At 39.2% G+C, this 25,051-nt stretch carries 20 protein-coding genes; 8 read left to right on the forward strand and 12 right to left on the reverse strand.

Features of this window, described 5'->3' with window-relative positions:
• The coding region (locus A5849_RS03340) for a hypothetical protein (RefSeq protein ID WP_256923956.1) at positions 1–424 on the forward strand (424 nt) is incomplete at its 5' end.
• Here the strand turns inward: A5849_RS03340 and A5849_RS03345 are convergent.
• From A5849_RS03345 to A5849_RS03365, 5 genes are all read right to left on the reverse strand, one after another.
• On the reverse strand, positions 362–2,398 hold the full coding sequence (locus A5849_RS03345) for an RNase A-like domain-containing protein (protein WP_086309957.1): 2,037 nt from the start codon (positions 2,396–2,398) through the stop codon (positions 362–364). The two genes, A5849_RS03340 and A5849_RS03345, sit on opposite strands and share 63 nt — an antisense overlap.
• A gap of 315 nt (positions 2,399–2,713) precedes the next feature.
• A complete protein-coding gene (locus tag A5849_RS03350; RefSeq protein WP_002312769.1) occupies positions 2,714–3,739 on the reverse strand; it encodes a LacI family DNA-binding transcriptional regulator in 1,026 nt (341 codons plus the stop codon).
• A gap of 21 nt (positions 3,740–3,760) precedes the next feature.
• Positions 3,761–4,768 carry an aldose epimerase family protein gene (locus A5849_RS03355; RefSeq protein WP_002335179.1) on the reverse strand — a complete coding sequence of 336 codons (1,008 nt, stop codon included), beginning with the start codon at positions 4,766–4,768 and terminating at the stop codon, positions 3,761–3,763.
• The gene (gene pgmB, locus A5849_RS03360) at positions 4,761–5,426 is read right to left on the reverse strand and encodes a beta-phosphoglucomutase (RefSeq protein WP_086309958.1); all 666 of its coding nucleotides are present in this window, start codon (positions 5,424–5,426) and stop codon (positions 4,761–4,763) included. The genes A5849_RS03355 and pgmB overlap by 8 nt, the downstream gene beginning before the upstream one ends.
• Positions 5,419–7,713 (reverse strand): glycoside hydrolase family 65 protein, encoded by a 2,295-nt coding sequence (locus tag A5849_RS03365; RefSeq protein WP_047927983.1) that lies wholly within the window; start codon positions 7,711–7,713, stop codon positions 5,419–5,421. The genes pgmB and A5849_RS03365 overlap by 8 nt, the downstream gene beginning before the upstream one ends.
• 258 nt (positions 7,714–7,971) lie before the next feature.
• Between A5849_RS03365 and A5849_RS03370 the strand changes: the two genes are divergently transcribed.
• Positions 7,972–10,137, forward strand: a complete 2,166-nt coding sequence (locus A5849_RS03370; protein ID WP_002310738.1) for a PTS transporter subunit IIBC — start codon at positions 7,972–7,974, stop codon at positions 10,135–10,137.
• A 188-nt stretch (positions 10,138–10,325) separates the two neighbouring features.
• A complete protein-coding gene (locus tag A5849_RS03375; protein ID WP_002320399.1) occupies positions 10,326–11,156 on the forward strand; it encodes an endonuclease/exonuclease/phosphatase family protein in 831 nt (276 codons plus the stop codon).
• A 101-nt stretch (positions 11,157–11,257) separates the two neighbouring features.
• Here A5849_RS03375 and A5849_RS03380 read toward each other — a convergent pair whose 3' ends face one another.
• Positions 11,258–12,958, reverse strand: coding sequence for a hypothetical protein (locus tag A5849_RS03380; RefSeq protein WP_002316660.1), 1,701 nt, complete (start codon positions 12,956–12,958; stop codon positions 11,258–11,260).
• A 503-nt stretch (positions 12,959–13,461) separates the two neighbouring features.
• Between A5849_RS03380 and A5849_RS03390 the strand changes: the two genes are divergently transcribed.
• Positions 13,462–14,622: a class C sortase gene (locus A5849_RS03390; RefSeq protein WP_002314050.1), complete on the forward strand. Its 1,161-nt coding sequence runs from the start codon at positions 13,462–13,464 to the stop codon at positions 14,620–14,622.
• Positions 14,623–14,637: 15 nt separating this feature from the next.
• Positions 14,638–15,081: a GNAT family N-acetyltransferase gene (locus tag A5849_RS03395; RefSeq protein WP_002310743.1), complete on the forward strand. Its 444-nt coding sequence runs from the start codon at positions 14,638–14,640 to the stop codon at positions 15,079–15,081.
• A 731-nt stretch (positions 15,082–15,812) separates the two neighbouring features.
• On the opposite strand, the gene A5849_RS03420 is transcribed toward A5849_RS03395, so the two are convergent.
• Positions 15,813–16,343 (reverse strand): phenolic acid decarboxylase, encoded by a 531-nt coding sequence (locus A5849_RS03420; protein ID WP_002345403.1) that lies wholly within the window; start codon positions 16,341–16,343, stop codon positions 15,813–15,815.
• Between the two features lie 104 nt (positions 16,344–16,447).
• On the opposite strand from A5849_RS03420, the gene A5849_RS03425 reads away from it, so the two are divergent.
• Positions 16,448–17,002: a PadR family transcriptional regulator gene (locus A5849_RS03425; protein ID WP_002293202.1), complete on the forward strand. Its 555-nt coding sequence runs from the start codon at positions 16,448–16,450 to the stop codon at positions 17,000–17,002.
• Positions 17,003–17,158: 156 nt separating this feature from the next.
• Here the strand turns inward: A5849_RS03425 and A5849_RS03430 are convergent, their stop codons facing one another.
• Positions 17,159–17,632 (reverse strand): MerR family transcriptional regulator, encoded by a 474-nt coding sequence (locus A5849_RS03430; RefSeq protein WP_002293203.1) that lies wholly within the window; start codon positions 17,630–17,632, stop codon positions 17,159–17,161.
• Between the two features lie 137 nt (positions 17,633–17,769).
• Between A5849_RS03430 and A5849_RS03435 the strand changes: the two genes are divergently transcribed.
• Positions 17,770–19,239: an MDR family MFS transporter gene (locus A5849_RS03435; protein ID WP_086309959.1), complete on the forward strand. Its 1,470-nt coding sequence runs from the start codon at positions 17,770–17,772 to the stop codon at positions 19,237–19,239.
• Positions 19,240–19,304: 65 nt separating this feature from the next.
• On the opposite strand, the gene A5849_RS03440 is transcribed toward A5849_RS03435, so the two are convergent.
• Genes A5849_RS03440 through A5849_RS03450 form a run of 3 tightly spaced genes read right to left on the reverse strand, consistent with a single transcriptional unit; the run spans position 19,305 to position 21,832 of the window.
• The gene (locus A5849_RS03440; RefSeq protein WP_002310750.1) at positions 19,305–19,724 is read right to left on the reverse strand and encodes a hypothetical protein; all 420 of its coding nucleotides are present in this window, start codon (positions 19,722–19,724) and stop codon (positions 19,305–19,307) included.
• A 1-nt stretch (position 19,725) separates the two neighbouring features.
• Positions 19,726–20,310: a UbiX family flavin prenyltransferase gene (locus A5849_RS03445; RefSeq protein ID WP_002293209.1), complete on the reverse strand. Its 585-nt coding sequence runs from the start codon at positions 20,308–20,310 to the stop codon at positions 19,726–19,728.
• Between the two features lie 46 nt (positions 20,311–20,356).
• A complete protein-coding gene (locus A5849_RS03450; RefSeq protein WP_002314053.1) occupies positions 20,357–21,832 on the reverse strand; it encodes a UbiD family decarboxylase in 1,476 nt (491 codons plus the stop codon).
• 179 nt (positions 21,833–22,011) lie between these two features.
• On the opposite strand from A5849_RS03450, the gene A5849_RS03455 reads away from it, so the two are divergent.
• On the forward strand, positions 22,012–22,323 hold the full coding sequence (locus A5849_RS03455; RefSeq protein WP_002320403.1) for a hypothetical protein: 312 nt from the start codon (positions 22,012–22,014) through the stop codon (positions 22,321–22,323).
• A gap of 263 nt (positions 22,324–22,586) precedes the next feature.
• Here A5849_RS03455 and A5849_RS03460 read toward each other — a convergent pair whose 3' ends face one another.
• Positions 22,587–24,923, reverse strand: a complete 2,337-nt coding sequence (locus A5849_RS03460) for an ATP-binding cassette domain-containing protein (RefSeq protein ID WP_002345400.1) — start codon at positions 24,921–24,923, stop codon at positions 22,587–22,589.
• Between the last annotated feature and the right edge of the window lie 128 nt (positions 24,924–25,051).

The raw sequence follows: 25,051 nt of genomic DNA on the forward strand, positions 1-25,051 counted from the left end.
CAAAGAAGGGCTTATAGTTTCTAAAAAAATATATGCACAAAAACTTTACGAATTCAGAGAAGAAAAAATCAACTATACGGATATCCGATTTTTTGACAAGATGAAAGAGTATCCTATTTATGTGAATAAAGAAATGATGAAGGCGGAAAGGATCACACCTGAATCATTCTGGGCAGAAGATAGTATTTATCGGACTTCTTTTCTTGATGCGCCTCAAGGAGCGGCAGGAACGGAAGAAGAATTTAACCAGTTGAATGATCGTCTTTTCCCAGATAAAGATCATCTGCATATTTACCTTTGGAATAATGAATTTACGAATTATTATAATAATGGTCGTTATTGGGATGGTGCTTATGTGTGGTCAGTGTATGACGAAAAGAGAAAGCGATTCACTGTTTTTGATGCTATATTGATATTGGATTGAAGAAAGAGGAGCCGCCCTTGGCGGCTCCTCTTTTACGGTTCTTCGTAAGTCAGGATAAGCAGTTAGGATATAATACTTTCGTTTTTTCCATACGATGTTGGGCATTCTTTGGATGACCACTTTGGCGTAATAGATTGAATCATATTGAACATATTTCTCATAAGGCGTTTTGTAAAATCCCCATCCTAATGTCTTTCCAAGAGCGATCGATTTATACGATCGATAGATTACACGATTACCATCTTGTAAAGAACAATCACCTAAAGGTAATTTGATCGTACCCTCTAAGTATTTTTTATTGGCAGTATAGATCGCGCAGTTGATAAATATCAAAGCTTGTTCCGTAGTATGGAAGGCAGCGGAATAGGTTATGTCCTCCAATCGGGCTTGTAGGGCATCCGCAGTTTGTCCCACATGTCGTTCCATCGTATGCCCTTTCCCACCGTCTGCATACCATTCGTCATAGTACAAATCAAGAGGGGAATACCATTCGAATTCATCGTCATCATCGTCATCCCCTTTGAAGTTTTTGATTGCTTCAAGGACGCGGGCAAGACTCAACGCATTCCATGCAGCGCCCATTGCGCCTTCGACTAATGTTTTACCTGTACCATCTTCTACGATGTCTCCAGTTTCTTCATCTAATACACCTCTTCGCCCATCGATCGTGATCGAATCATCTATTGGGATGGCTGCTTCACTGTAAGCAAAATCGATCGCTCCCCACTGGTATTCTGGAACGGCTACGCGAGTGTCAGCGTACACGAACTTTCCTGTTGCATCAAGGACAACCGTTTGTCCGTATAAGGTAGCGATTATACCAGAAGGATCGAAGCTCAATCCGTTTTCAGTCGGTGCCAAGACTTCCGCTAAGTTCTTTTGTATATCGGCAGTGCGTGTATGATAGGCTTGCGCCATTTGCTGAGCCGTCTGGACAGCGACTTCTCTTGAGGGTGTTTCGATCACCCCAAATTCAAAAGTGGTGTTTTGCTGGATGTATTCCAGAAAGTCTTCTTGAGTCGCGATCTGGCTCATCAAGACAGACATCGGGACACTTAATTCGACTTCATGGACAAAGGAACCGTGACTACCCCGATGGCCATAATTATGACCGGAGATCGTTAGTAATGTTGTATCACTGCCGACTCGAGTTTCCATGACACGAACCATTTCCAGTAAGAAGAATTGATCTTCGATGAACATTCGATCAGCTACCGAGGCATCACGTCCGATCACGCCAGTCCGAGCCGTTTCAGTAGAAAGAGAACCATAAGAGATCAGTTTACGAAAAGCCGGATGGTCATTGATCGAAAAGCGATAAGCACCATGATCCGTTGTTCCTGTCAAATATTCCCGCATCAATGCATGACTGGTCACGTCTTGCGCGTATCTTTTTTGCAGACCTTGCGAGAAATTATAGGTACTAGTAGTAGAATCAATTCCCGAAGTGGCAAAAGCGGCCAATTCTTGTTGCAGGGCAGGATTATTGGAAGATAATTCATACAAGCTCGCATTCGTTTTGAGTAAGTCTGCAGTGGCGACGCCTAAGGAGGAACCTAATTGGTAAAAACTATAACCAAGTCCTGCTCCTAGGATAGCAGAAACTACTGCAGCAGAAGCAGGGAGGGAAACCAATGCAGAACTTAATGTAGCACCAACAGCAGAAAAAGGAGAGAGAAAAGAGGAGAAACTGACGCCACCGGTTAAAGGAACCAATGCTGCGTTGTGCGGATCTGGTTCTTGGGTAGTGACAGGGATACGAGAGATAGACGGGAGTTCAGGAACAACTTCGGTCGTCGCATGTTGTTCTGCTTTAATCGTATACGTTTCTTGGGCGCGCGTTTGGACAGGCGTGGCAGCAAATGGCAGAAGTGTCAACACAACAAAAAACAAATGAGTGAGTTTTTTCATGTTTTCTCCTTTCAAGAACACGTGCGGCTGATCGACAAGGGGGTCTTTTGCACCTCCGTTCATTCGTATTCGCTTACACATTTAATTATTCTTGAAAAAACAAAAGAATACAAGGCGTAATAGAAAAAATCAATTTAAAAAAATGTTTTTTATATTATTGGTGTTTCCTTCGTGTATTCTCATGGAAGATAGTAGTTATGTCAAATAATCGTTTGTTTTGGATGCATAATCGTTCGCATAACTGATAAAGAAAAAGAAGGGATAGATTTATTTATTTTAATATTAATGTTATTTAATGTTTTCTTTTCAAACTTATAGAAATAACATATTTTATGTAAAAAACTGACCATAGGATAAATGGTCAGCAAATTCAGTGATTTAACTAAGTTTCGTGCTTTCTAAAGGAACAACTGTCTCTCTTTTGATCAAGCGATGAGGGATGACCAAGCGTACGCCGCTACTTAATTCTTCATGGATCAGTTCACGCAGTTTTTGCATAGCGACACGTCCTAATTCGGAGATATCGATATCGATGCTTGTAAGGTAAGGATGTGTCAATGTTGAGAAGATCGAGTTGTTGAAGCTAATGACGGAAAGTGTCTCTGGAATGACATAACCATACATTTGTGCCAACTGCATCGTGCGAAGGGCGAAGATATCGTCAATGACTACCAATGCTGTGGCTTCGTTTTCTTTCAACGTTTTCTCAAAGGTCAGATAATCTTCTGTATGTTCCAGTACTACACTGGAAAACGCAGGAAAATCAGCCATCATCATCGCTTTTTGATAACCGAAATATCGTTCGAAATACAAACTCTCATGAGTCGTATTCGTCACGAATAGGATATTCTTATGTCCGTTCTGAATCAAAAATTCTGTTGCTTGTTTGCCTAGAAGTTGGTTGTCATTATCTACATAAACGATTTCGTTTTCGTGATGATAAGGCTGTCCGATCAAAGTGAAAGGGATATGGTTTTGGTATAAATAATCAATGACAGGGTCTTGACTATCTGAATACACTAGAATAAAACCATCTACTTGTTTTTGTAGATGCATACGCTGGACGTTCTCTAACAGTAAATCAAAATTTTTAGCAGTAGCAATCGCTGTCGTCATATCATAATTCCGCGCTTCTTCGTTGATTGCTTCCATGATCTCAAGATAAAAGGGATTCCCGATCCGCTCTTTTGAATCAAGAGGGGGTAAGATCACGCCGATGGCACTGGAAATGCGTTTTCCTAGATTGCGGGCAGTCATGTTAGGAACATAACCTAGTTCATCCATGATTTTTCGGACTTTCTTCTTTGTTGCTTCGGAAATACTAGGATGATCATTGATAACACGAGAGACGGTCGAGGTAGCAACACCGGCTTTTTTCGCCACATCTTTTACGGTAATAGCCATGATAAAAACACCTTTCTCTTGTTATTGTGCAGAGAACCGATAAATCGTCTGACTGATCCGTTCTTGACCAGGATGGAGGTTGATCGATCCAAAGTTGGGAAAATGAACGATATCAGGGATTTCTTGCGGTTCGATTGCTAATCCGTAGTTTGAATGCATCTGTTTTCCGTTGACAGAGAAATCAGCTTCAAATCCAGTCGTAGAAAATAATACCATACTTTTATTGGAAGTTGCTATAGTCATTTGACGACCAGAATGCTTCTCGAATAATTGTAAGGAATTTCTGGAAAGCCTAGGATGATGCAAAAGAAATACATCATCTAGTCCAGCTGGATAACAAGCAAGGATTTCTTGCAGTGTTGGAGATTTTCTAAAGTCGATGGGCAGGTCTTCTTTTTTCGTCCAATTTCCAGTAGGTAGTTTTTCTTGATCTAATTCAAGGATACCATCTAAGAAGACCGTTAACTGATGGTCATAGATGTCTCTTTTTCCATTTCCTGAAAGGTTGAAGTAGGCATGATTGGTCGGATTGCAGATGGTTTCGACTAGGCTACTGGCAGAGGTCGTCATCTCTAACTCGTTTTTTGTCAAACGGTAAGTGATCGTAGCAGTGATTGGTCCTGGATAGGTAGAAAATTCATCTTTTAAGTAAAAGACCACGCCTATTGATGAAGGAGTTTTGAAAACTTCTACTTCCCAATATTGGAAAGACCAGCCTTTCGTGCCACCGTGGATATGGTGTGATCCGCAGTTTTTTTCCAATCTATGCTCACCCCAAGAAGCATCTCGGATCCTTCCAGCTACAGGTCCGACAGTTGCGCCAAAAAAGCTTTTATCTGTTAGAACATCTTCGAAACGATCGTAAGACAATAAAATATTTTCTGATTTTCCTTCTTTGTCTGGCGCGAAGATTTGATGCAGGCGGGCACCATAGTTGAGAAGAACGACTTCTAAATAGTCGTTCTTCAACGTGATTTTCTTTATTTCAGTCTCTGGAACTGGTACGACGGAGATTTCTGGATTATCCATGGTCATGCCACTTTTCTTTCAAGTAATCGATCGTAAGAAAAGTCGTATCAGGGACAAGCGGGATCTCCTCTCCAAGGTCTTCAGCACGTCCCACGCCAATTGGTTGGGCACCACTTGAGAGGATGGCTTGGATACCAGCTTGCGCGTCTTCGATCCCGATACATTCTTCTGCTTTTAGTCCGACAGCTTTTGCTGCAAGGAGAAAGATATCTGGCGCAGGTTTTCCGTTTGCTGCTTCTGCCGGGTCGGCAATAGCGTCAAAGTAAGGTGTGAGACCCATTTTTTCAAGTAGGAAAGGCCCATTTTTACTTGCAGAAGCAAGAGCGATCTTGATTTTTTCTTTTTTTAAAGAATCTAGTAAAGGGACGACTCCAGGTAAGACATCTTTTGGTTCGATCGTCTGGATCATCTCTAAATAATAATCATTTTTTCTTTTTGCTAATTCTGCAAATTCTTCCTTTGAAAAAGAGTGTTCTTTTCCGCCATAAGCTAAAAGCAAAGAGAGAGAGTCTTCTCGGCTAACGCCTTTTAGCTGTTCGTTGAATGTACGGTCGATCGTAATGCCGATTTCCTGACCAAGCTTTCGCCAAGCACGATAATGGAATTCGGCAGTATCGGTAATGACGCCGTCTAAATCGAACAATACCCCTTTAAACATTTGCTTCCTCCTTTCTTAGCGTTATTTCTAGGCGATCCTCTAAAGTGTAAGACTGTTCATAGACGAAAAGTTCCAGAGGCATACCTTCTAATAACTCGAAAGTAACTTGTTCATCTGTAACTGAGATGAATAATAAACGTCCGCGATAATTGATATGGAAAGAATAAGCATTCCAGGTTTTTGGCAGAAATGGTGCGAATTTCAATTGATCATGGGCGGTTTTCATTTGTGCAAATCCTTGGACGATCGACAACCAGCTGCCAGTCATGGAAGTGATGTGCAAGCCGTCTTCTGTGTCGTTATTGTAATTATCCAAATCCAAGCGAGCTGTTCGTTGGTACATTTCTACAGCTTTGTTTTCCATTCCTAATTCTGCTGCTAAAATCGAATGGATACTTGGGGAAAGGGAAGACTCATGGACAGTCATTGGTTCATAGAAATCAAAGTTTTTTTGTTTTTCTTCTTTTGTAAAAGTATCGTTGAAGAAATAAATCCCCTGTAATACATCTGCCTGCTTGATGAAGCAAGATCTAAGGATTTTGTCCCAAGACCAATGCTGGTTCAGAGGAAGATCGCTTGTGGGAATATCGGATACAGGCATGAGATCTTTATCTAAGAATGTGTCATGCTGGACAAAGATCCCCAATTCTTCGTCCACTGGGAAGTACATGTTCTCTGCGATATCTTTCCATTTGGCTAGTTCTTCTTCGCTGATAGTGATAGCAGCTTCTTTTTGATAAGTTAAATAATTTTCTCGCGTGTAACGCAAGACCCAAGCTGCGATCGTATTTGTATACCAATTGTTATTGATGTTGTTTTCATATTCATTTGGTCCAGTCACTCCGTGGATCATGTATTTATTTGCTCGTTTTGAAAAATGGACACGGTCTGCCCAGAAGCGGGCGATTTCTGCTAAAACTTCTAGACCTTCATTTTTCAAATATTCTGTATCACCGGTGTAATTCGTGTAATTGTAGATTGCATAGGCGATTGCACCATTTCGATGAATCTCCTCGAAAGTGATTTCCCACTCGTTATGACATTCGACGCCAGTGAAGGTGACCATAGGATAAAGCGCGCCTTTTAATCCTTGCTGCTGAGCGTTGTGGATCGCTTGCGGCAGCTGGTTATGCCGGTATTTCAGAAGATTCTTAGTTACTTCGGGTTTGGCTAAAGCGAGATAAAGAGGGACTGCATACGCTTCTGTATCCCAGTAAGTGGCACCGCCGTATTTTTCTCCTGTGAATCCTTTGGGTCCAATATTCAATCGTTCATCTTCGCCGTAGTAAGTAGAGAATAGTTGGAACAAATTGAAGCGAATACCTTGCTGTGCTTCTTCGTCTCCTTCGATGACCACATCGGCAAGCTTCCATCGTTCTGCCCAAGCCGCTGTTTGTTCTTCTTTTGCTTGGATATAATTGTTTGTCTGATTTGCTAATTCTGAGAGGGCTTTTTCTGCTTGCTGCGCTTCTGGGATATCTCGACTAGTAAGAACGATGATTTCTTTCTCTACTGTCCATGTCTCGCCTTGAGATAATTCAGCAGACAGGCAACCATGTAAGGCTAAAGTATCTTCGTGATAGTCAGGAACGACTGCTTTTCCGTTAACGAAATGACGCATTGCTGCAGTAACAGTGAATTGTTCGATCCCGAAGTTGTTTGGAATAGTTTTAGTTGTTAAATAGCCGATTTCTTCTATGGTTCCACGATCGATCTCATTCCAAAAATGTTCATCATAGTTGCTGTCTTCGTTTTGGACATTTCCATCCAATTTCGATACGAGGTCGACTGTTCCATTACCTTCAAGCATTTCTATAGTCAAATGGATGTAAGCTGCTTCTTTTTTGATAATGCTCAAAAAACGTTCAAATGAAATACGTACTTTATTAGTAGAAGTAGTGATTGTGAATGTGCGAGATAGCACACCGTTTTTCATATCTAGTTCCCAATAAAAATCTTCTGGTTCCAAAGAAGCCAAGTCGATCAGCTGATCGTTGATCGAAATATCTATTGCGATAAAGTTCAAGGCATTGATCACTTTTCCAAAGTACTCTGGATAACCGTTTTTCCACCAGCCGACACGTGTCTTATCAGGATACCAGACACCTGCCAAATAAGTACCTTGATGGTGATCCCCTGAGTAAGTTTCCTCAAAGTTCCCACGCATCCCCATATAACCGTTTCCAATACTTGTCAGAGATTCTTGCAGTCGAAGATTTTTTTTATCTAATTGGGTCGTGCTGATTTTCCATGGATCAATAGCAAATAGTCGTTTGATCTGTTTCATTGTTCTCCTCCTAATGAGCTGTTTTATACGTTCATAATAAACGCAACCGATTGCGCAAGTCAATAGACAATAAGAAATATTTCAAAGAAAAAAGCATAAAAATAAATTTTTTTCGAGCTATTTATAGAAGGAAACTTATGTACTATAGGTTTTGAAGAATGGTATAGACAGAAGAATGAAAAATAAAGCATTTACAAAAAAGAAAACGCACGCTATAATACATTTAACGAAACCGATTGCGTAAAGGAGCTAAACGGAATGAAAAAGATATTTAGTTTTGAGTTTTGGCAAAAATTTGGAAAGGCTTTAATGGTTGTGGTGGCAGTGATGCCGGCAGCTGGATTGATGATCAGTATAGGGAAATCAATTCCTTTGATCAATCCTGAGTGGACGCCGCTTGTTACAACGGGCGGAGTAATAGAAAATATTGGTTGGGCAATTATTGGTAATCTTCATATTTTATTTGCTTTAGCAATAGGAGGAAGTTGGGCAAAAGAACGAGCAGGTGGGGCATTTGCTGCTGGGATCTCATTTATTCTGATCAATCGGATCACTGGGGCCATCTTTGGTGTCACAAGCGACATGCTTGCGAATGAAGACGCGTTTACTCACACTCTTTTCGGTACGAAGATTATGGTTAAAGGGTTCTTTACAAGTGTGTTGGAAGCACCAGCTTTGAATATGGGTGTATTTGTAGGGATCATCGCTGGTTTTGTCGGGGCAATGGCTTATAATAAGTACTATAATTATAGAAAATTGCCGGATGCTTTGTCTTTCTTCAATGGAAAGCGCTTTGTTCCGTTTGTCGTTATCTTATGGTCAACGATTGTGGCATTGATTCTTGCTGTTGTGTGGCCAAACGTACAGGCCGGAATCAATAATTTTGGTTTATGGATTGCAGAATCCCAGGAAAGCGCACCGATTCTAGCACCGTTTTTATTTGGTACATTGGAACGTTTGCTATTACCGTTCGGATTGCATCATATGCTGACGATTCCTATCAACTATACACAGCTTGGCGGATCGTACGAGATTCTATCAGGTGCACAGGCAGGAACACAAGTTTTTGGACAAGATCCATTATGGTTAGCTTGGGCCACTGATTTAGTGAATCTTAGAGGTGCAGGGGATATGGCGCAATATGAATTTGTGCTGCATAACTGGACACCGGCCCGTTTCAAAGTAGGACAAATGATTGGTTCTTCGGGTATTTTGATGGGGATGGCATTTGCGATGTACCGTAATGTCGATCCTGATAAGAAAGCAAGATATAAATCAATGTATTTTTCAGCAGCGTTAGCTGTCTTTCTAACAGGTGTAACAGAACCATTGGAGTTCATGTTCATGTTTGCGGCTGTACCATTATATGCCATTTATTCAGTCATTCAGGGAGTGGCATTTGCAATGGCAGACATTTTACCATTGCGGGTCCATTCATTTGGAAATATCGAATTGCTGACGCGGACACCGTTAGCTATCAAAGCGGGTCTAGGTGCAGATCTTATCAACTTCGTGTTATGTGTAATCGTTTTTGGTGTTGTTACTTATTTCTTAGCAAATTTCTTAATCAAAAAATTCAACTTTGCTACACCTGGGCGTAACGGAAATTATGACAATGACAGTGAAGAAACCACTGTATCTAACAGTGGAACAGGAACAGCAGATCAGCAAGTGGTCCAGATCATTCATTTGTTGGGCGGAAAAGAAAATATCAAAGATGTCGATGCCTGTATGACTCGTTTACGTGTAAGTGTAAACGATCGGGAAAAAGTTGGGACTGAAGAAGCCTGGAAACGAGCAGGAGCAATGGGGCTAATCGTCAAAGACAATGGAGTCCAAGCAGTTTATGGACCAAAAGCAGATGTCTTGAAATCAGATATCGAAGATTTGTTGCAATCAGGAGCAGAGATTCCAGAGCCGCAAATGGTTTCTACAGGAAATGGACAAGCAGATAGTAAGCATTACTTAGGTATAGAACAAGAACTAGTTTCCGCAGCTTCTGGGGAAGTGATTCCATTAGCTGAAGTAAAAGATCCAGTATTCTCACAAAAAATGATGGGTGATGGCTTTGCTGTTATTCCAACGTCAAGAGAAGTTGTTGCGCCGATCGCTGGAAAAGTTACAAGTATTTTCCCTAGCAAACATGCAATTGGGCTAGAAACGAAAGATGGCGTCGAAGTTTTGATCCATATGGGGATTGATACAGTCCAAATGAATCAGTCAGCTTTTGAGATTGCTGTCAAAGAAGGACAAGAAGTAGGAACAGGAACGAAATTAGCTGAGATGAATCTTGAGGTGATCCAAAACGAAGAAAAAGATCCAACGATCATGATCGTATTTACGAATGATAAAGTGGAAGAAGTAGTGATCAAGCAAGTAGGGACAGTGGCAGCTGGTAAAGTGATCGGCTCCATTAAAATATAAGGGGAGGTTGTGAAATCAGCGCCCTGACCTGAGTATTAGAGAGGCAAAACGGAAAAATAGCTCCTCATATTTTGCCGTTTTTGAGCTAATACCGAAGGTCAGCTGATTGAACACTGTTTACTGGGGAGGTTGTGACAAAATTTTGTCACAACCCCTTTTGTTTCGAAATGAAAAGAAGGAGAAGAACCATGAAATTCATGACATTGAACACACATAGCTGGCTTGAGCCAGAACCAGAGAAAAAATTACAGGAATTAGCAGAGAAGATCCTGTTAGAAGATTATGAAGTGATCGCTTTACAAGAAATCAACCAATTGCTGGAATCTGAAGAAGCAGACCCTCCAAAACTAACGAAGTTCTGTCCAGTAGAGAATCAAGTTCCTATCCGCAAAGATAATTTTGCCTACTGTTTAGTCCAGCTTTTAAAAGAACAAGGAAAAGAGTATTTTTGGAGTTGGGAAATGAGCCACATCGGTTATGATAAATATGAAGAAGGAAATGCGCTGCTTACGAAAAGACCATTGGAAAGTCAGGTCCTCACCGTCTCCGAATCTCAAAAGAAAGAAGATTATCGGACGCGCAAGATCTTGATTGGAAAAACAAAGATAGATGATCAAGATATTTTTGTCTCTAGCTGCCACTTTTCTTGGTGGACAGATAAAAAAAGCGGCTTTTATTTTGAGTGGAAAAACTTGGAAAACTACTTTTTTGAAACACGCGCACCACTTTTTTTCCTAGGTGATTTCAATAATCCAGCAGATTCTGAAGGTTATCATATAGTAAAGGAAAGTGGTCTTCTTCTTCAAGATTCGTATGTTATCGCGAATGAAAAAGGCAAGGCTGCTACTGTGGAAAAGAAGATTGATGGTTGGGAACAAAATACAGAAAAATTGCGTATAGATTTCATTTTTGTCCCTGAAGGAGTACAAGTAAAAAAATATCAACGGATTTTTGACGGGATCGATAGCCCAATCATCAGTGATCACTATGGGGCTGAAATCGAAATAGATGGACGATGAACGAACAAAAATATGACACAAAAAAACTAAACAAAATAAAACTCTCCGATCGATCCTACCGTTCGGAGAGTTTTTTTGATTGGATGTATCATCCGTTTTGACTAAGCATGTAGATGCTTGTATCTATGATAAATAAATAAGCACAGCAAGGTAAACCAGCCAATCAAAGTAAGAGAAAGAATGAAATAGAAATAGATTGGCGTTCGATAGTGAAGCGTGAGCTCGTTGATCCCTTTTTGCTGATTCACAATTGGGGTCCCGATATCCGTTAATTCATAATCAGTCAATGTTTTTCCATTTTGCTGTAGTACAGTCCGATCATAAACGATAACAGGGATATGAACCGTTTTGTCCCCAGTATTTTTCCACTTGATTGTCAAAAGACCGCCTGGATGTGTTTTTATGAAAGTTGTTTCGTTTTCTAATATTTCTTCGTTATATCGGTCGTATTTGTTGTCTTTTGTCTCCTTATAGATTGGGAGATAGTCAGGGGTGGTTTTTTGGAAAACGAATAAGCTGGTAGACATATCTTTACTGAAGAATGTTTTCCTTGCTTCTTCCGGTGTATCGAAGAGATAAGTATGTCGACTGACAAATGTTTCATTCTCCCACTTTTCTAGATGCTGGTATAAGTTTTGGATCGTCTGTGCAGAAAAAATAAGAATACCCAATATACCTAAAAGACGGAACCACTTTTGCTCAGACCATTGATTTAGTGATAGGGCAAGGTAAAGCAGAAGCAATAGCGTAAATGGGACGAAAAATCGAAATGGAAATTGAATTAAGCTAATAAAAGGTACATTTTTTTCGATCAATGTCGTCCATGGAATCAAGCTAGTAGAAAGAAAAAAGAAAACAAGACTTGTATACAACACGATTTTTTGGAACAAGGTGTTCTTTTGTTGAAAGAAAATAAAAAGCAAAAAACCTGACAATATCAATATCGGAAAGGCTTTAGGGTAATGAAGCCAATAACTGCCATCTAGGTCAATCGCCTTTTGACTCATTTCTCTGTTAACAAAGGGGGGAAGAATCTTATTCCCGCTGTAAACAATAGCTAGTCCTGCCCAAATATTTGCTGTCAGGACAAAATAAAGCAAGACCGACTTGATCAGTTGAAGCAGTGCTTTTCCTTTTTCAGTCTGGTTAAAAAAGTAATAAAGATAAAAAGGAATATACATCAAGGCTAACATGATCGAAGACAGCAGATGAATCTGCGTCATAAGTCCAACTGAGATCGCAACTTTGATCACAGGAAACTTTTTATGAAGGACGAAATCAACAATAGGGATCATGCATAAAGGATAGAAACAAGTCCCCCAACTAGTGAATCCTTGATTGATAGACCAATATTGAATAGAATACGTACTCATGAATAAAACGGCTACTGGTACACTTACCCAGTTCCGAACATTGACATATCTCAGTAAAATCAGCATAGAAAATCCTGAAATAAGATAAAGAATGAAGTTTGAAAGAATCTGATAGTGAAACCAACTACCTGCAAGCAACACGATCAATCCTTGTAAATAAGCAAAAAATGGGCCGTAAACGGCATTAACGATCCTACCGCTTTGCTGGAATCCATAAAGGGAAGGAAAATAATGGAAATCCCCATGTTTGATTTGTTGCGCAGCATCGTAGAACCGATTGTAATGGAAGGGGGCATCAGCACCCAAAATTAGTTTATGTGTGAATAAATGAGGCATGAGAAATACCAAAGCAATGAAAAAAATTGCTAAAAACGGGCCATATTTTTTCAATTGTCGAACTCCTTTGCAAACTTTAGATAAATTCATCATATATCCTATGCGATAGGGAGGCAAGAAATTAGAAAATTCATGAAAATATTTATGAATTTTACAAGAAAAACACAAGTGAAATTTCTAAGGAGAGAGGATGTGACAAAGCCATGTCGCCTCCCTTGTTTTGGGTAATAAGCTCACTAGCCTAGAAAATATGAAAAGCTATTTTCTGACTAGCGCTCTTATTACTCAAAGCATAACGCAGTTTTCACAACCACTTCCTTAAGCGGTCTTCAAAAGCTTGCATCTGCGGTAATAAGTCCAACCAAACGAAAAATATGAGGAGCTATTTTTGTTTGGTTGTTCTTATGACTTGATGCAGGACAGCTTTTTCACAACCTCTGATTCACGGTGTTCCAGAAGTAGCTTCTTCAGAAATCTCTTCTTATTTCTTGAAGCTAACCACTTCTGTCACAACCTCATCGGCTTTCATTTTCTATTTTTTTCCTGAACCCATATAATAAAAGAAAGAACAAAAAAACTTGCAAGGGAGGAAACATGTGAAGCAGAGAAAGCAAAAACAGTCTCGTCGGCTTTTGTTTCGTTTATTTTTATTGATATGTATCGCCGTAGGGTTATTAATCGCTTTGTATCCATTTTATGTGGATTCTTTAAATAGTCTTATGGATCAAAAACGAATGGAACAAGTACAAAAACGAACCGCAGCCGAAAATGAAGCGCAACGAAAGAAAATGGAGGAGCAAAACCAACGATTAACTGACCAAGGATTCAATCCTGGGGCTGATCCTTTCGATGAACAGAACAGAAATGAAAGCACGACATCCAGCCAATTAGAGGAATGGCTGATCGGAAGTGTCAATATACCTAAAATCCAAATAAGTATTTCACTTTATGACCGGCTTAACGGCATGATTCTTGAGAATGGAGCAGGCGTCTTACAAGGAACTTCTTTCCCACTTGGTGGAAATTCGACGCATTCAGTGATTTCTGCTCACAGCGGGTTACCCAATCGACGATTATTTACCGAGTTAAATCGCTTAGAACACGGAGATACGTTTATTTTGACTGTTTTGGGGGAGAAATTGGCTTATCAAGTTGAAAATATACAAGTGGTACTGCCAGATGACACGTCTGTTCTAACGATTGAAGAAGGAAAAGACTTAGTCACCTTGCTTACATGTACACCATATATGATCAACACGCATCGTTTGCTAGTGACGGGACATCGGATTCCTTATAGTGAATCGGTAAAAAAGGAAGAAGAAAAAGGAAATCAGGAAAGAAATTTGCGACAGTTGCTTATTCTTGCAGGAACGATAATAGCTGTAGTCATACTGTTACTGTTTATTGGTCGATTGATTTATCAGTATCGGTTAAGTAAAAAAGTGCTTGATTTTTCATTTATTATAAGTGATTCAGCAGGAAATCCAGTAAATGGTGGCTCATTTATTTTGAAACATAAGAAAAAAACACTTACTAGAAATGGTGTGCCGTTTTCAGTGCAAAGCGATCATTATGGGAAAGTCAAGCTGGATCAATTGCCTGGTGGGACTTATCGAATCGTATCAGTTGATGATCCTAAAGTCGCTGCATCTTTTGGTATCAGAAAATTAAAACAAGAAAAGATGTACTTTTTTGAGGGGCGAAAACTAGTGAAAGAACTTCAAAAAAATGGTTTTTGGTTTAAACTCAATGACTAAGTAAGGAGAGAAAAAATGATTCGTACAACAACAGAGTTGTCTGCTGAAGAACTGGAAACTGTTCTATCGATTTGGCTGCATGCTAATTTGGATTCTCATGGATTCATCTCACCAACTTATTGGGAGAATCAAGTAGAATCTGTTAGGAAAGCTTTACCAGATGCGGTGATTTACTTAGCAGAAATAGATCAAGAAATCGTCGGTTTTGCTGGGGTGATCGATCAGTTCATCGCAGGAATCTTTGTAAAAAGGGAATACCGGCAACAAAGAATCGGTACGCAACTAATGAAAAAAATAAAAGAAACCAATAAAACATTGACTTTGACAGTTTATCAAAAAAATCAATCAGCTATTCATTTCTATCTTTTACAAGGCTTTACCGTTCAAATACTGCAAAAAGATGAAGCAGTAAATGAGGAGGAGCTTGTGATGCAATGGAATCAAACCACTGATTTTTGATGAACAGAATAACGAAATAATGCTCCCAGCCTATTTTTTTGCTGGGAGCATTATTTCATTTTGAAGTCACTATTTTAACTGTGTGAAGATGCAGGTTACAATCTTTGATAAACAGTGTTCAAAAGCTTGCATCTGCGGTAATAAGCCCAACCAAACAAAAAATATGAGGAGCTATTTTTGTTTGGCTGTTCTTATTACTTGAGGCAGAACAGCTTTTTCACAACCTCTCCACTAAACAGTGTTCAAAAGCTTGCATCTGCGGTAATAAGCCCAACCAAACAAAAAATATGAGAAGCTATTTTTGTTTGGCTGTTCTTATTACTTGAGGCAGAACAGCTTTTTCACAACCTCTCCACTAAACAGTGTTCAAAAGCTTGCATCTGCGGTAATAAGCCCAACCAAACAAAAAATATGAGAAGCTATTTTTGTTTGGCTGTTCTTATTACTTGAGGCAGAACAGCTTTTTCACAACCTCTCCACTAAACAGTGTTCAATCAGCTGACCCTCGGTATTCGCTCAACAAACGGCAAAATATGAGAAACTATTTTTCCGTTTGTTTCTCTAATACTCAGGTCAAAACGCTGATTTCACAACCTCTTGATAAACGGTGTTCAATCAGCTGCTTCTCGGTAATAAGCCCACTAGCCTAGAAAATATGAAAAGCTATTTTCTGACTAGCGTTCTTATTACTCAAAGCGTAACGCCGATTTCACAACCTCTCTTTCACAACCTTATTTTACTCGTTTATAATTTTCATCGAAATATTTTCCGCTACGGATATCATCAGGCATTCCATCATATGGTGCTTCACTAATAACATCTTCATTGTCTATACCTGCATCACCCATATAAGTGATCGTAGCAAATTCAGGAACAAGTAATTTTGGATAAGTTTCATATTTTTCACGAGCTGCTTCCATTTCTGCGATATGTTCATTTTGGAAAGTAACAGTGATTTCTGGATGTTCTTCAACCCATTTAGGGAAAAAGATCATTCCGTGAAGTCTCTTTTCATTTGGCATAAAGTCTAATGCAACGTCTGTCCCTGTTGGTTCTGTCCAAGTAATTTTGAATACGCCATCTGTCAATTTAACGATATCAGCTTCTTGGTCTTTTACCCAACGACCTTTGACCATTCCGCCGTGGATACGGTAATCGACAGTATGGTCATTTTTTGCATACCATTCATATTCCCAACCGTTGTCATACGTATAAATAAAGTGAGTTCCAATAAAATCTTCCAATTCTTTAAATTCTTTCATGTTTAAGCATCTCCCTCTAAATTAAAACATGTAATAAACTACATGTTTTCGATTACTTGTTTATGATAGAATGGATTTAAAGATTTGTCAAGGAGGAAAAACTGATGGCAAGAAAAAATACACTTCGCTATATTTTATTAGGGTTATTAAGTAAGAAGCAGATGACAGGATATGAATTGAATCAATCATTCAAAAATGAAATAGGAGAATTTTGGCAAGCAAAACATAGTCAGATTTATCCTGAGCTGGCAAAAATGGAAGAGCAAGGAATCATTCAGCATCAAGTAGAGATCACAGGCGAAAAATTGGAAAAAAAAGTTTATGAATTAACAGAAGAAGGGAAGGAACAATTAGCAGAGTGGATTCATACACCGACCAATGAACTGCCGGTTAATCGAGACGAATTCGTTTTAAAATTGTATTTCGTCAAAGACGTAAATGATCCGGCATTAGTAGAAATTATCCAGCAGCAACGTGATCTTCATGAAGAAAAACGCCTTCATCTATTAGAGCGGAAAAAAACAATCTTTCCTACAGAAAAAGAAAAACATGAAAATTACGGACATTACTTGATTTTAGCGCATGCGATCAATCGGGAAACAGAATATGCAAGTTGGCTGACAGATGTATTGGAAGAAGAAAACAACCGAAAAAAATAAACTAAAAAATATCCGAACAGTGATGGATGCTTCCTTTCTATATGAAAGAAATGCAGATCACCGTTCGGATATTCTTATGTTCAAGCAGGCTTTTTCTAAGTGTTATATGTATCATCTACTTTTTAAAAAGTCTGATGTTTAGGAGATTAGCGGAGCTTAGAGTTCTTTTAACAGCTGCTCGTAGTCAGCTTTTTCATCGACAGGAAGGAGTTTGTAAGACAATTCGTCTGTCTCGTTGTCATGAATGATGTACATCTTCGCATTCTCTTCTTTGAAGTTACCGATTTGTAAAATCGTATAGCGTTCGTCGATCAATTCGATATCTTTGATTGCTTTTGAAAAAACTTTGCGGACATGATGCATTTTCTTTTGTCGGATTTCTGCCTTTTCTGCAGCTTTAGATAAGGTAAATCCGTCATCTAAGTATTTTTTGATCAGTTCTACTTTTATAACTGTAGGCAAACGATATTTTCTAGGACAATTCGCATCAGCTTCGATCGAACGAATGAATCCCTTTTGTTCCCAATACCGTAATTGACGTGGAGACACACCGACGATATCACTTAATTCACTGATGCCAACAACCAATTGATCGTTTTCCAACAAACGTTTAAGGGAAGCCCCAACCATTTTTGTCACTCCTTTTGTCCTCTTACTTTCTTTAATTATATCTGTATTAACTAATGTGTCAAGTAGGTTGACAAATGGTGGATTTAGGACTAAAGTATTCTAGTAGTTTCAGAAAAAATTCAGAAAGAAGGAGAAATATGAGTAACAACCAACCCGTAGATATTTACGGAAAACCATATAATCGGACACTTTTAGTTGTTGTCTTATTAATTGGTACATTTTGTACCGTTTTGAATCAGACCTTATTGACGACAGCTTTTCCTACATTGATGAAAGCTTTCGATATTTCAGCGTCTGATGTGCAATGGTTAACGACTGGTTTCTTGCTAGTCAACGGGATCATGATCCCAATAACAGCATGGCTGATCAATAAATTCAGTTCAAGAAATTTATATCTTTCTGCCATGACGATCTTTTTGATCGGAACGATTACTTGTTTTACAGCACCTAATTTTAGTACATTACTAATCGGTCGCTTGATCCAAGCTTGCGGTGTGGGAGTATCGATGCCATTATTGCAAAATATCATGTTGTCTATTTTCCCACCAGAAAAAAGAGGATCAGCAATGGGGATGTCAGGAATCGTTATTGGGCTTGCTCCTGCTTTAGGCCCTACATTATCTGGTTACATCATTGATAACTACCATTGGCGTGACTTGTTTGGTATGGTACTGCCAATCGTTGTTCTTGTCTTGGTTTTAGCATTCTTCCTAATGAAAAGTGTTATTCCATTGTCAAATCCTAGCATTGATATTTTATCAGCTATTTTGTCAACGATTGGATTCGGTAGTTTGCTTTATGGATTTTCTAGTGTAGGTGATGATGGCTGGGGAAGCTTGAAAGTAATTGGTTTCTTAGTCGTTGGTGTGATTTTCATCGCCTTGTTCTCATGGCGTCAATTACATTTGGAACATCCATTCTTGGAGCTTCGTGTATTCAAATCATCTACATTTACGATTGCAGCTGTTTTAGCCGGTGTAACGAATATGGCGATGGTAGGGGCAGAAATGGTCGTGCCGTTGTATATCCAAAACATTCGCGGAGAATCAGCATTCCATTCTGGCTTGATGTTGTTGCCAGGTGCTTTGATCATGGGGGCTATGATGCCTGTTACAGGTGCGATTTTCGATAAATACGGCGCGAAACGTTTAGCCATTACAGGGATGTTCATTTTGACAGCCGCAACTGCACCATTTGCTTTCTTGACAAAAACGACTCCAGTTTTATATATCGTGATCCTTTATGCGATCCGTATGTTTGGGATCTCCATGGTCATGATGCCGGTAACGACTTCTGGTATGAATGCATTGCCAAATAACTTGATCAGTCACGGGACAGCGGTAAATAATACATTCCGTCAAATTGCAAGCTCGATCGGTACAGCTATTTTGATCAGTGTGTTGACGAATGTGACAAAAGCAAATATCCCAAGCAAATCTGTATTGGACAATACACCATTAGCTTATAAAGATCAGGCAATTAATGCCACACTGTCAGGTTACCATGCCGCGTTTATCGTAGCGATCATCTTTGGGATCCTTGGCTTTATTATTGCCTTTTTATTGAAGAAAAAAGAACCTGTTCTAACGAAATTGGTGATATCGTAGTAGTTACAGTGAAGCAAAAATAAAAACAAGAGGTTATGACAAAAGATGTGTCACAACCTCTTCTTTCATAATGGTTTTTCACCATCTGTATAATAAACTGGTTCTTTGATATGGAAATCTGTTTTTTCCAACCAATCTAAAATCTTGTAACCTAACTCTTCTGACATCGGAAAAGAAGCGTTGATTTGTGCATTGGAGATATGGTCAACATGGATACCGGAAGTGATTGTACAGCTTCCTGGAACGGCATTTTTGATGATCACAGCTATTTTTTCGGCTAAGACATCGTCTTTGTGGAAACGACCATCGTGGCTAGGGAAACGTACAGTTTGGATCTCTGTATCACGAGAAAATGTAGTGACTGTTCCGATATGTGGTGTATCTCCGCCTGTTAAAGTAATCAATAAGTCTTTACCGATTACTTTAACAGCAGCTTGGATCGTGAAACCTAGTTTTGTTACTTCAACTATCGTTTCTTTTTCCATATTAATCACCTTGCCAACGTTTTGAATGTTCATTTACAATCCCAAATTGATCCAAAAGTTTCATTGTATGGTGATCAACAAGATCTTGGATCGTTTGAGGCTGATTATAAAAAGCAGGGATCGGTGGTATGATTTGCACACCTAGTCGTGCTAATTTAGTCAAGTTTTCCAAGTGAATGGCATTTAATGGCGTTTCACGAGGGACAATGACTAACTTTCGTTGCTCCTTCATTGTTACATCAGCAGCACGTGCAATCAGGTTGTCGCCTAAACCAACAGAGATACCTGCGACTGTTTTCATACTTGCCGGTACGATGATCATTCCATCGGTCAAAAATGATCCGCTGGCGACAGCAGCCCCTAGATCTTTGTTTGAATAATGGTAATCAAACAGGCTTTCGAATTCATTTAGGGATAAATCGGATTCCAGCTTTAAGTTCTGTTTTGCCCATGGACTGATGATTCCGTGTGTTTCTACCATCGGATATTCTTTTAGTTTCTTCACTAGGTTGATGGCATAAATGGTGCCCGAAGCGCCACTTACACCAATCACGATTTTTTTCTTCCGTTGTGCCAATTGTTCCATTTTCCGCACTCCTTTTTATGATGTCAAAACAGTTGCAGATCATTCATTATTTCAAATATTTTTCCCAATCTTCTACTTCTTGGAATTTTGCACGTACAAAATGTTCTTTCATATCGAAAGGAACTGTACCGTCAAAGATAGTTTTTGCACTCATCCCACGGAAACGAATAGAGCCAGGATTATATTCTGGTAATTCTGATGGGTCCAATGGATGGTTTCTCATTCCTGGGATCACAATGACGTCTTTATCTCCTTGGAACCGAGTGTTGAAAGTCCAAACTACATCGTTCATGTCGAAAATATCAACATCTTCATCGACTAAAATGACTGTCTTCAATTCTTTGAAGGCTGATAAAGCAAGAATAGCTGCTTGGCGTTGGATACCTTCATCCGCTTCGTTTTCTTTACGGATCTGCATGATGGTCATCAATTTACCGCCACCTGCAGGAGGATTGTAGACATTTACTACTTTTCCTGGAATAGCTTTATCAACCAAGGCAAGAATACTTGCTTCTGTAGGAATACCGGCCATAGATACGTGTTCTTCACTTGGACCAATCGTTGTTTGCATGATTGGATTGTCTTTTCGATGAGTAACTGCTTTGACTTTCACTACTTGTACAGCTGGATTAGCATCCCCAGTATAGCCAGGAAATTCTGGCATTGCTTTTCCTGAGTTCGTGTTGATATCTTCTTGCATTGTTTCATTTGGCATGATTTCTGCTTCAATGATAAATTCAGCACGAGCAATACCCACTTCATCGACTGCTACACCATCAACGATTTGAATAGGTTCGTTACGCAAAGCTCCTGCACACCATAGTTCGTTGTAGCCAAGTGGAGTGGTAGGTGGTTCGAAAGTCGTACCAATGGCAATTGCTGGATCTAAACCAATATTGATAGTGATAGGCATTGGTTTATTCAATGCTTCAAATTGTTTTTGGAAGTGACCAATGTGGCGTCCACCAGGCATGATGTACATACCGATCGTATCTTTGTCTTCTAGGACCATACGATGGATCGTTACATCGCTCATTGTTTTTTCTGGATCTGATCCTAAGACTACACCCATCGTGATGTATGGACCTGCATCTTCAGGAGTATTTGTAGGTGCAGGCAAAATGTTGCGAATATCGAAGTCTGCATCGGTAGCTAGATGAACGACTTCTTGTGCTGGAGCGTCTGCTTTGTCTACTTTCACAGGTTTGATTGGATTTTCTACAGCGTCTTTCAAGAAACGACCAAGTGTTCGATAATCATGGTGCAAAATTTCACCTACACGTTTACGACTAGCCATTGTCCCGATGTTCACACGTGTGCCGGGGAAACCTTTGATATTATTGAAAGTCATAGCTGGTCCTTCTTGAGTTGGACGTTTTACTGTACCGCCAGCACCGATATAACGGTAAACACCAGATAATTCTGCTTCAGGATCGATTTCAATATCTGTTTCGTGATATTGACCTGGAAGTGTTTTTAGTTCTTCGATGACTTTTCTTAAATCATACGGTTGATCTGTCATGAAAAATTCCTCCTTAGTTGTCTTTACCTATCTATAGTAAAAGGTGCAAAGGAGGAAAACAATTCAACTTGATTGATAAAATATTCCTTAATGGAATGAATACGTTTTTTGCTAATAGAACAAACTATGATATACTTACAGCGATAAGAAAGCGCATACTAAATGCTGATGGAAGGAAAGTGAAAAAAATGGAGGAGTCGTTTCCTAAAGCAGTAAAAGTAGAAAATATAGCGAATATTTTGAAAGTTACATTTGAAAACGGGGAAGTAAAATACGTGAAATCTCATTGGACAGAAGAGATAACCGATGCCTTGCAATTTGGAAAAAAAGGAAGAGGAAAAAGAAAAAATCTTCTCGCTTTGTCTACTAATATGTGGATTGGGACTGAAGTAACGATTGAAGCAGATGGAACAGTATTCATAAATGGAAAAGACAAATATACACCGCAAGAACTGTGGCTCAAAGGGGAAAACCATATTCCAGAATTATAAATAGGCAAGAGGTTGTGACAGAAGTGGTCAGCTTCAAGAAATAAGAAGGAATATACGAAAATTGCTTCTCAAATTTTTGTGACATTTCGGCTTATTTCCGAAGAAGTTACTTCAAGAACACCGTGAATCAGAGGTTGTGACCGAGGAGTTGGCAAGAGAACGCCGTTTATCGAGAGGTTATGAAAAGCTGTTTATTCGCAAAAAAGAGTGGTGACAAAATTGTTGTCACCACCCTTTGTAGTAATCGGAAAAAACGAATAGCTTTATTCTGCACGCAAAGCGATAGCAGCGTCTTTTTTCGCTGCCATTCGTGCAGGAAGATGACCGCCAAGCATCGTCAATACAGTAGAGACAATCACTAGAATGATCGCATGGACAGGATTTAGTTGCGCAACATTTTTTAGATCCGTCATGCTGTACAAGATGCTATTGATAGGGAATGTAGCTAGCCAGGCAATAAACACACCTAGTATCCCAGAAGAAATACCTAAAATACACGTTTCTGCGTCAAATACGCGAGTGATATCTTTTTTCCGTGCACCTAAAGCTTTTAGTACACCGATTTCTTTTGTCCGTTCAATCACAGATGTATAAGTAATGATACTGATCATGATCATACTTGTTACTAAAGAGATCCCTGCAAAAGCAATGAGGACATAAGTGATAGCATCCATCAATCCGCCAGTCAGTTCAGTCATCGTTCCAGCTAAATCAGTATAAATGATTTTATCTTCATCTGATTTGCCTTTATTGTAATCATCTAAATAATCCAAGATTTTTTCTTTGTCTTCAAAATTGTTCGGATAAATCATGATACTTGAAGGCAAGCTGTCTCCACCTAAATAACTAAGCAATGTTTGTTTGGTACTTTCGTCAACTTTTTCAGTAGTTAAGACATTTACATCACTGTCTTTTTGGGCTTTGACGATTTCTGATTCTTTGTTTTCATTGACGATTTGAGTCGTTAATTGATCACTATAAGCGATTCCTGGTGATAAGAGATTCATTGTAGAAGAAGACTTCACCCGTAGGATTCCTGAAATCTTTAATTCATCTGAAGCATTCTGATACATCGCATCATAATCTGTATTAGGGATAAAATTCCCAGTTGGAAGTTTTGTATAGTAAGTATTGTTGTTTACTAATTTGAATGTTGTACCGACGATCTCATCGAAATCAAGTTTTTCGTCTTCCTTCACATCAAATCCAAGATTTTTCAATGCATTGATATTAGTATTATTGTTGCCGTCTACGATCAGCACGACATCTGTTGCTGAGGCTGGATAACTTCCGGCAAGTAAAGAATAATTATCTTTTAAAAAGTTTTCTTTACTAGTGTCAAGTTGTGTAGGGAAACTTGACACTCCCACCCCTGTCATTGCTGACATCGTGCTAGACAAGGAAAGAGATTCCGCATCAGGGTTTTGATTCGAGAAGCTGACAGGCTGTACTTTGCCATTTACATCACGTAAAAGATTGATTCCTGTTGTACGAGTAAACCCAATATTATTACTTAAATTAGGATCGATGTCTGTTACATAATCGACGTATGTTTGATCGATTTTATTCGTATGCTGTGCTTTGTCTTCTTCGCTGACTTTTGCTGTGATCGTTTTGCTGTCTGGATAATCTGCTTTGCTTGCACCCAATCCAGCATCGTCACGGGTCTGGTTAGTCGTTACCTTAGAAATAGTGATCGGAAATTTCGCCATTGTTTCAGCTTGTGTGTTATCGATTTGCTTTTGGAAACCAGAAGAAAGGGAAAGGACGATCGCGATTCCGATGATCCCGATACTGGAAGCAAAGGAAGTCAAGAAAGTACGTCCTTTTTTTGTTCGGATATTGTTGAAAGAAAGCTTCAACGCTGTCCAAAAACTCATCTTCGTTCTGCGCAGGTTAAATTGATCATCTTTTGGTCGTTCGATGTGAGGATGGGAATCTGTTAAGATTTTACCATCAGAAAATTCAATGATTCGGTCTGCATATTGATTGGCTAGCTCAGGATTATGTGTGACCATGATCACTAATTTTTCTTTCGATAACTCTTGGATCAGTTCCATGATCTGAATACTTGTTTCTGTATCTAAAGCTCCAGTTGGCTCATCACACAAAAGGATATCTGGATCATTGGCTAGCGCTCGAGCGATTGCTACCCGCTGCATTTGTCCACCAGATAGCTGATTTGGCTTTTTGTGCATATGATCTGTCAAGCCGACTCGATGCAAAGCATCTTCTGCCCGTTTTCGTTTTTCGTCTTTAGAAACACCACTTAATGTCATCCCAAGTTCAACATTTTCAATAATGCCTAAATGACCAATCAAGTTGTAACTTTGAAAAATGAACCCGATAGAGTTGTTTCGGTAGGCATCCCAGTCGTTGTCCTTGAAGTCTTTGGTAGACTTTCCGTTAATCACCATATCACCGGAATCATAATTATCTAGTCCACCAATCACATTCAGCATAGTCGTTTTACCAGAACCACTAGGACCTAAAATCGCTACGAATTCTTTTTGTCTGAAAGCAACAGACACACCATCCAATGCTTTAGTGGTGGTTTCGCCGACTTTATAATATTTTTTTATATCTTTTAATTGAAGCATAATCACCCTTCTCCCGTATTGAAATATTCGGTATACTAATAAGTATACCAGAACAATAAACGTAGTATACGAAATAAATGTTAACTGAAGATGAACTGCAAGAAAAAATCTAGAAATTTTTCAAAAAA

This window comes from Enterococcus sp. 10F3_DIV0382 (assembly GCF_002140245.1).
Lineage (GTDB): Bacteria > Bacillota > Bacilli > Lactobacillales > Enterococcaceae > Enterococcus_B > Enterococcus_B lactis.

Coding starts and splice junctions, on each gene's coding strand:
- A5849_RS03345 (WP_086309957.1), bottom strand. CDS start 2,398: ATGAACGGAGGTGCAAAAGACCCCCTTGTCGATCAGCCGCACGTGTTC.
- A5849_RS03350 (WP_002312769.1), bottom strand. CDS start 3,739: ATGGCTATTACCGTAAAAGATGTGGCGAAAAAAGCCGGTGTTGCTACC.
- A5849_RS03355 (WP_002335179.1), bottom strand. CDS start 4,768: ATGGATAATCCAGAAATCTCCGTCGTACCAGTTCCAGAGACTGAAATA.
- pgmB (WP_086309958.1), bottom strand. CDS start 5,426: ATGTTTAAAGGGGTATTGTTCGATTTAGACGGCGTCATTACCGATACT.
- A5849_RS03365 (WP_047927983.1), bottom strand. CDS start 7,713: ATGAAACAGATCAAACGACTATTTGCTATTGATCCATGGAAAATCAGC.
- A5849_RS03370 (WP_002310738.1), top strand. CDS start 7,972: ATGAAAAAGATATTTAGTTTTGAGTTTTGGCAAAAATTTGGAAAGGCT.
- A5849_RS03375 (WP_002320399.1), top strand. CDS start 10,326: ATGAAATTCATGACATTGAACACACATAGCTGGCTTGAGCCAGAACCA.
- A5849_RS03380 (WP_002316660.1), bottom strand. CDS start 12,958: ATGATGAATTTATCTAAAGTTTGCAAAGGAGTTCGACAATTGAAAAAA.
- A5849_RS03395 (WP_002310743.1), top strand. CDS start 14,638: ATGATTCGTACAACAACAGAGTTGTCTGCTGAAGAACTGGAAACTGTT.
- A5849_RS03420 (WP_002345403.1), bottom strand. CDS start 16,343: ATGAAAGAATTTAAAGAATTGGAAGATTTTATTGGAACTCACTTTATT.
- A5849_RS03425 (WP_002293202.1), top strand. CDS start 16,448: ATGGCAAGAAAAAATACACTTCGCTATATTTTATTAGGGTTATTAAGT.
- A5849_RS03430 (WP_002293203.1), bottom strand. CDS start 17,632: ATGGTTGGGGCTTCCCTTAAACGTTTGTTGGAAAACGATCAATTGGTT.
- A5849_RS03435 (WP_086309959.1), top strand. CDS start 17,770: ATGAGTAACAACCAACCCGTAGATATTTACGGAAAACCATATAATCGG.
- A5849_RS03440 (WP_002310750.1), bottom strand. CDS start 19,724: ATGGAAAAAGAAACGATAGTTGAAGTAACAAAACTAGGTTTCACGATC.
- A5849_RS03445 (WP_002293209.1), bottom strand. CDS start 20,310: ATGGAACAATTGGCACAACGGAAGAAAAAAATCGTGATTGGTGTAAGT.
- A5849_RS03450 (WP_002314053.1), bottom strand. CDS start 21,832: ATGACAGATCAACCGTATGATTTAAGAAAAGTCATCGAAGAACTAAAA.
- A5849_RS03460 (WP_002345400.1), bottom strand. CDS start 24,923: ATGCTTCAATTAAAAGATATAAAAAAATATTATAAAGTCGGCGAAACC.